Genomic DNA, 6,459 nt, shown 5'->3' on the forward strand with positions numbered 1-6,459 from the left:
GCTCGCGCTCGCGCTCTCCGAGGAGGTGGCCGAAAGCCAGCTCTGGCAGCCCACCTTCATCATCGACTATCCGGTGGAGGTCTCGCCGCTCGCGCGCGAGTCCGACACCCGGCCCGGCATCACCGAGCGCTTCGAGCTCTTCATCACCGGCCGCGAGATCGCCAACGGTTTCTCCGAACTCAATGACGCCGAGGACCAGGCCGCGCGCTTCCAGGCCCAGGTGCAGGCCAAGGAGGCCGGCGACGAGGAGGCGATGTTCTACGACGCCGACTTCGTTCGCGCCCTCGAGTACGGCATGCCGCCCACCGGCGGCTGCGGCATCGGGATCGACCGCCTGGTGATGCTGCTCACCGACAGCCCGAACATCCGCGACGTGATCCTCTTCCCCGCGCTCAAGCACGAGTAGCGGCGTGCTCGGCCGCACGATCACCGCGCTGGGCATCACCCAGATCGTAGGCTGGGGCACCACCTATTACAGCTCCGCCGTGCTGTTCACCGGCATGGCCGCCGACACCGGCTGGAGCATCACCCTGGCCTACGGCGCATTCTCGTGGGCGATGCTGGTGTCGGGTCTGGTGTCACGCCGCATGGGCGTGCTGGTCGAGCGCCACGGCGAGCGCCGGGTCATGACCCTGGGCTCCCTCGGCATCACGCTCGGGCTGCTCGCGGTGGCCGCGGCGCAGCACCCGGTGCACCTGGTGGCGGCCTGGACGCTGCTCGGCCTGGCCATGCGGGCGAGCCTCTACGAGACCGCCTTCTCGGCGCTGGCACGGCTGGCAGGCGCGGGGGCGCGCCGCGCGATCTCGATGGTCACGCTCTACGGCGGCCTGGCCTCCTCGGTCTTCTGGCCGCTCGGCCACTGGATGGTGGCCCACTGGGGCTGGCGTGGGTCATTCGCCGCCTATGCCGTCCTCAACCTGCTGATCTGCGTGCCGCTGCACCGGCTGTGTCTGCAGGCACATCCCGGCGCGGCGCCCGCCGCCGGGACAGCGCCGCCCGCAGCCGGGACAACGCCACCCACCGCCGGGACAGCGCCGCCCGCCTCGGCCGTCACCGCGCCGGCACCCACCCCCGAACCCGCAATCCTGGAAGGCCCGATGCGCGACCGCGCGCTGATGGTGCTCTCGGGCCTGCTCGCGGCCCACAGCTTCGTGTTCGGGGCGCTGTCGGCCCACATGCTCACCCTGCTGCAATCGCTCGGCCTGGCGGCCGCGGCGGCGGTCACGCTGGCCTCGGTGAAGGGCGTGGCGCAGGTCGGCGCCCGTTTTGCCGAACTCAGCCTGCAGCGCCACCTCGGGCCGATCTCGGTGGGCATGATCTCCACCGGGCTGCTGCCGCTGGGCCTGCTGGTGATGGACTTCGGCGCACCGCAGGTCATGGTGGTGACCGCCGGCTGCCTGATCTACGGCGCCTCCAACGGCCTGATCACCATCGTGCGCGGTACGGTCAGCCTGCAGTTGTTCGGCCACGCCGGCTACGCAGCCACCCTGGGGCGCATCGCCGCTCCGGGCCTGATTGCAGGCGCGCTCGCGCCGATGGCCTACGCCGCGCTGATCGAGCGCTTCGGCAATGCAGTCGGTCTGGAGGTGCTCACCGGCGTGTCGCTGCTGGGCTTTGCCGGGATGTACTGGCTGGCCCGCCTTCAGAAGCGGTCCTTGCGGAACACCGACACATCGGCCAGGTAGACCGACACACGGTAATTGGGCGCATAGGTGGCCAGCACCTGGGCCGCGATCCGCTCGGCAACCTCGGGCGAACAGATCAGCTGCAGCTCGATCTGCCGGTCGGCGTCCCACTCGCCGTCGTGGTCGCCGTGCATGCCACCACCGCGCACATCGATCACGGTGTAGCCCATGGCCCCGAGCGCGCGCGCCTCGGTCACCAGGGTGCGCTCGAGCACCGCCTCGGCGATGATCACCAGCAGCTTGCGGGGATGGGTCTGCAGCATCGGCAGGGCTCCGGCACTCAGGCGACCTGGCGTGCGGCCCACAGGTAGGCCGGGATGCCCAGGGTCAGGTTGAACGGGAAGGTCACGCCCAGCGCGGTGCCGATCGACAGCGCCGGATTGGCCTGTGGCACGGCGATGCGCATGGCGGTGGGCGCCGCGATGTACGAGGCGCTCGCGCACAGCGTGGCCAGGATGGCGCAGCCGCCCACCGACAGGCCCAGGGCGCGACCGCAGGCCAGGCCGATGGCCGCGAACACCATCGGCGCGACCACCCCGAAGACCACCAGGAACGGCCCCGCCCGACGCAGCTCGGGCAGGCGACTGCCCGCCACCAGCCCCATCTCGAGCAGGAACAGGCACAGCACACCGCGGAACAGATCGCCGAAGAGCGGCTTCATCGGCGCCATGCCCTCGGGGCCCACCAGCCAGCCGATGAGCAGGCCGCCCAGCAGCAGATACACCGCCTTGCCGAACAGCGTCTCGTGCGCAAGACGGCCCCAGCCCACCCCCGACAGGTCGCCGCGCCGGGCAAGCAGAATGCCCACGATGATGCCAGGCGCCTCCATCAGCGCGACCAGCACCGGCATCTGCGCCTCCACGGCCACACCCTCGCGCGCGAGCAGACTCTGGGCCACCGCGAAGGTGACCACCGAGACCGAGCCGTAGTGCGCAGCGATCGACGCGGCATCGACCTGCGCCAGCCGCCCCAGACGACGCAGCACCGGATAGGCAAGCAGCGGCAGCAGCGCCGACAGCGCCACACCGGTGAGCGCCACCGGCAGCACCGAGCCCAGCGGCTGGCGCGCAAGCTCGGCGCCGCCCTTCAGGCCGATCGCCAGCAGCAGATAGACCGACAGGGTCTCGTACAGCGCCTCGGGCAGGCGCAGGTCGGAACGCGACAGCCGCGCGATGAGACCGAGCAGAAAGAACAGGACGACCGGATCGATCGGCATGAACCGGTCAGCCCCCGGCCCGAGGCGGGCTCGTCTCCGCGGTCCCGGGCCGACTGCCAGCCATGCCCCGGGGCGGCATTGCACCCGGCATGGTCAGTCGCGCTCGTCGATCCAGGCCTGCTGGATGGCCTCGAGGATCTTCTCGTTGGAGCGGCCCGGCTGGTCTGCGAAGCCCGGCAGGGCCATCACCCACTGATGCAGGTCGGTGAACCGCAGCTGCAGCGGGTCGACCTCGGGATGGGCCTCGTCGAGGGCGATCGCGATCTCGTTGACGTCGGTCCAGAGCATGATCAGTGATCCTCGCGGGCGTGATTGATGGTGTAGCGCGGAATCTCCACCACCAGGTCGCTGGCGGCCACGGTCACCTGGCAGGACAGGCGCGACAGCGCGGTCAGGCCCCAGGCCTTGTCGAGCATGTCGTCCTCTTCCTCGCTCGAAGGTGCGAGCGAACCGGCCCCCTGTCGGACGATCACATGGCAGGTGGTGCAGGCGCAGGAGAGCTCGCAGGCATGCTCGATCTCGATGCCCTGCTGCAGCAGCGCACGGCACAGCACCGTGCCCTCGGGCACCTCGAAACGGCTGCCCTGCGGGCACAGGGACTCATGGGGAAGGACCTGGATGAACGGCATGGTGTCAGTCGGTGGGATCAGTTGCCCAGCTCGCCGATGCGGCGGCCGGTGAGCGCGCGGGCGATGGAGCGATCCATGCGCCGCTCGGCGAAGAGTTCGGTGCCGCGGGCGAGCGCGTCGGTGGCGGCGCGCAGCGCCGGGAGTTCGGCGCTATCGCGCGCGCCGCGCAGGCGGGCGATCAGCGCGTCGAGCGCGGCACGCTCATCGGCGCCGAGCAGATCGGCATCGGCCTGAAGCGCCGCGTCCACGGCCTCGAGCAGACGATCGGCCTCGACCTGCTGCTCGCGCAGCGCCCGTGCCTGCACATCGGCCTGGGCATTGCCGAAGGCCGCCTGCAGCATGGTGGCAATCTCGTCATCGCCCAGTCCATAGGAGGGCTTGACCACCACCGAGGCCTCCACGCCGCTGGTGGTTTCGCGCGCGCTCACCGAGAGCAGGCCGTCGGCATCCACCTGGAAGGTGACCCGGATACGCGCCGCGCCCGCGGCCATCGGCGCAATGCCGCGCAGCTCGAAACGGGCGAGCGAACGGCAGTCGGCCACCAGTTCGCGCTCGCCCTGCACCACATGGATGGCCATCGCGCTCTGGCCATCGCGGAAGGTGGTGAACTCCTGGGCGCGCGCCACCGGGATGGTGCTGTTGCGCGGAATGACGCGCTCGACCAGACCGCCCATGGTCTCGAGCCCGAGCGAGAGGGGAATGACATCGAGCAACAGCCAGTCATCGCCAGCCGCGCGGTTGCCGGCGAGCAGGTTGGCCTGCATGGCCGCACCCAGCGCAACCACCCGGTCAGGGTCCAGTCCGGTGAGCGGCAGCCGCCCGAACAGCTCGGCCACCGCCCGCGCCACCTGCGGCATGCGGGTGGAGCCCCCCACCAGCACCACCCCGGCCACCGCCTCGGTCTTGAGGCGCGCATCGCGCAGCGCGCGCCGCGTGGCAAGCAGGGTACGCTCGAGAAGATCGCGGGTGAGCGATTCGAAGCGATCGCGTGACAGCGGCAGCGACACCCGGTTGGCGCTGGAGAGCTGCACCGCGAAGGTGACGGTCTCGGCGTCGGTGAGCGCCTCCTTGGCGCGGCGCGCGGCATCGAGCAGCGCACGCAGGTCATGGCTGTCGAGGCTGCCCGCCTCGAGTCCGGTCTCGGCGAGCGCCCAGTCGACGATGCGGCGGTCGAAGTCGTCCCCGCCGAGCGCCGAGTCGCCGCCGGTGGCAATCACCTCGAACACCCCGCGCGAGAGCCGCAGCACCGAGATGTCGAAGGTGCCGCCGCCCAGGTCATAGACCGCATAGATGCCCTCGGCGGCGCTGTCCAGCCCGTAGGCCACGGCTGCGGCCGTGGGCTCGTTCAGCAGACGCAGCACATTCAGACCGGCCAGCCGCGCAGCATCACGGGTGGCCTGGCGCTGCGCGTCGTCGAAGTAGGCCGGGACGGTGATCACCGCGCCCACCAGCTCGCCGCCAAGCGTCTGCTCGGCCCGCTCGCGCAGCACCCGCAGGATCTCGGCCGAGACCTCCACCGGACTGACCTCGCCCGCGCGGGTCTGCAGGCGCACCATGCCCGGCGCATCGACGAAGCGATAAGGACTGGGCACGCGCGTGGCATCGGCCAGGCCACGGCCCATGAAGCGCTTGACCGAGACGATGGTGTTGTGCGGATCGGCCGCAGCCTGTCGTGCCGCCGTCTCGCCAACCTCGACGCCGCCCTGCTCGCGATAGCGCACCACGGAGGGCAGCAGCGAGTGGCCGGCCTCGTCGTCGAGCACCTCGGGCAGGGAATGGCGCACCGAGGCCACCAGCGAGTTCGTGGTGCCCAGGTCGATGCCCACCGCCAGCCGACGCTGGTGCGGCTCGGGCGACATGCCGGGTTCGGAGATCTGCAGCAGGGACATCGGCAATCCGTGGAGGGGCGTGGGAGAGGAAGGCCGCTCAGGCCCCCAGCAGGTCTTCTTCCGCGTGGTCGGTCTCTTCGAGCAGCCGGTCGAGAAACATCAGCTGCCGGACCGCAGCCGCCGCGCCGGCGGCATCGGCCTGGACATCGAGCAGGTCGGCGATGCGGTCGATCAGGGTGCAGCGCTCGCCGTCGATCTCCTCGCGCAGCCGCGCCAGCGCCGGCCGATCGCGCGCGGCACGGGCCTCTTCAAGCGCCTCGCGCCAGCCCATCTGCTGCATGAGGAAGGTGGGCGGCATGGCGGTGTTCGACTCGGCCTGCAGCGACACCCCGCGCAGCTCGCACAGGTAGGCCGCACGACGCTGCGGATCACGCAGCACGCGCACGGCCTCGTTGACCCGGGTGGCGTTGTGCAGCGCCAGCCGCCGATCGGTGTCGCTGCCCTGGGCGTGGCGATCGGGATGGACCGCCGCCTGCAGGCGACGCCACGCCGACTCGAGGCGGGCCTCGTCGATCGCGAAGGCTTGCGGCAGGCCGAGCAGCGCGAAGTGGTTGAGATCGGTCACGAAGGGCAATCGGCTGCAAAAGAAGAGGCGGCCCTCGGCCGCCTCTGACGAGCACGCCCGCGCGGGGCGCTCAGACGTTGAAGGACTCGCCGCAGCCGCACTCGCTCTTCACGTTCGGGTTGTTGAACTTGAAGCCTTCGTTGAGGCCTTCACGAACGAAGTCGAGCTCGGTGCCATCGATGTAGGCCAGGCTCTTGGGATCGACGAACACCGAGACGCCGTGGCTCTGGAACTGGTGATCCTCGGGCGCGAGCTGATCGGCATACTCGAGCTTGTAGGCCATGCCCGAGCAGCCGGTGGTGCGCACACCCAGCCGCAGACCCAGGCCCTTGCCGCGCTTCTCGATATAGCGCGACACATGGCGCGCGGCGCTTTCGGTGAGGGTGATGGCCATGGCTGGCTCCTTGCCTCAGGCGGCCTGGCGCGGCTCGGCAGCGGCCTCGCCATGCTTGCTGCGGTAATCCTGGATGGCTGC

General features: G+C 70.6%; 9 protein-coding genes. 2 read left to right on the top strand and 7 right to left on the bottom strand.

The window, feature by feature from the left end; translation table 11 throughout:
* Together AC2H6A_RS16955 and AC2H6A_RS16960 are read left to right on the top strand one after the other, a co-directional pair.
* A partial coding sequence (locus AC2H6A_RS16955; protein ID WP_484274894.1) for an amino acid--tRNA ligase-related protein occupies positions 1-406 on the top strand: 406 nt, incomplete at its 5' end.
* Positions 407-410: 4 nt separating this feature from the next.
* Positions 411-1,685 (top strand): MFS transporter, encoded by a 1,275-nt coding sequence (locus AC2H6A_RS16960; RefSeq protein WP_484274895.1) that lies wholly within the window; start codon positions 411-413, stop codon positions 1,683-1,685.
* Here AC2H6A_RS16960 and AC2H6A_RS16965 read toward each other — a convergent pair.
* From AC2H6A_RS16965 to iscA, 7 genes are all read right to left on the bottom strand, one after another.
* Positions 1,643-1,948: a P-II family nitrogen regulator gene (locus AC2H6A_RS16965; protein ID WP_484274896.1), complete on the bottom strand. Its 306-nt coding sequence runs from the start codon at positions 1,946-1,948 to the stop codon at positions 1,643-1,645. The two genes, AC2H6A_RS16960 and AC2H6A_RS16965, sit on opposite strands and share 43 nt — an antisense overlap.
* 17 nt (positions 1,949-1,965) lie before the next feature.
* The gene (locus AC2H6A_RS16970) at positions 1,966-2,901 is read right to left on the bottom strand and encodes a sodium-dependent bicarbonate transport family permease (RefSeq protein WP_484274897.1); all 936 of its coding nucleotides are present in this window, start codon (positions 2,899-2,901) and stop codon (positions 1,966-1,968) included.
* 93 nt (positions 2,902-2,994) lie between these two features.
* Complete coding sequence (iscX, locus tag AC2H6A_RS16975) at positions 2,995-3,189, bottom strand: Fe-S cluster assembly protein IscX (RefSeq protein ID WP_484274898.1); 195 nt, start codon at positions 3,187-3,189, stop codon at positions 2,995-2,997.
* 2 nt (positions 3,190-3,191) lie between these two features.
* Positions 3,192-3,530 carry an ISC system 2Fe-2S type ferredoxin gene (fdx, locus tag AC2H6A_RS16980; protein ID WP_484274899.1) on the bottom strand — a complete coding sequence of 113 codons (339 nt, stop codon included), beginning with the start codon at positions 3,528-3,530 and terminating at the stop codon, positions 3,192-3,194.
* Between the two features lie 17 nt (positions 3,531-3,547).
* Positions 3,548-5,419: a Fe-S protein assembly chaperone HscA gene (gene hscA / locus AC2H6A_RS16985; RefSeq protein WP_484274900.1), complete on the bottom strand. Its 1,872-nt coding sequence runs from the start codon at positions 5,417-5,419 to the stop codon at positions 3,548-3,550.
* A 37-nt stretch (positions 5,420-5,456) separates the two neighbouring features.
* Positions 5,457-5,984 (bottom strand): Fe-S protein assembly co-chaperone HscB, encoded by a 528-nt coding sequence (gene hscB, locus AC2H6A_RS16990; protein WP_484274901.1) that lies wholly within the window; start codon positions 5,982-5,984, stop codon positions 5,457-5,459.
* A gap of 70 nt (positions 5,985-6,054) precedes the next feature.
* A complete protein-coding gene (iscA, locus tag AC2H6A_RS16995; protein WP_484274902.1) occupies positions 6,055-6,378 on the bottom strand; it encodes an iron-sulfur cluster assembly protein IscA in 324 nt (107 codons plus the stop codon).
* Positions 6,379-6,459: the final 81 nt, after the last annotated feature.

The organism is Quisquiliibacterium sp. (assembly GCF_982640115.1).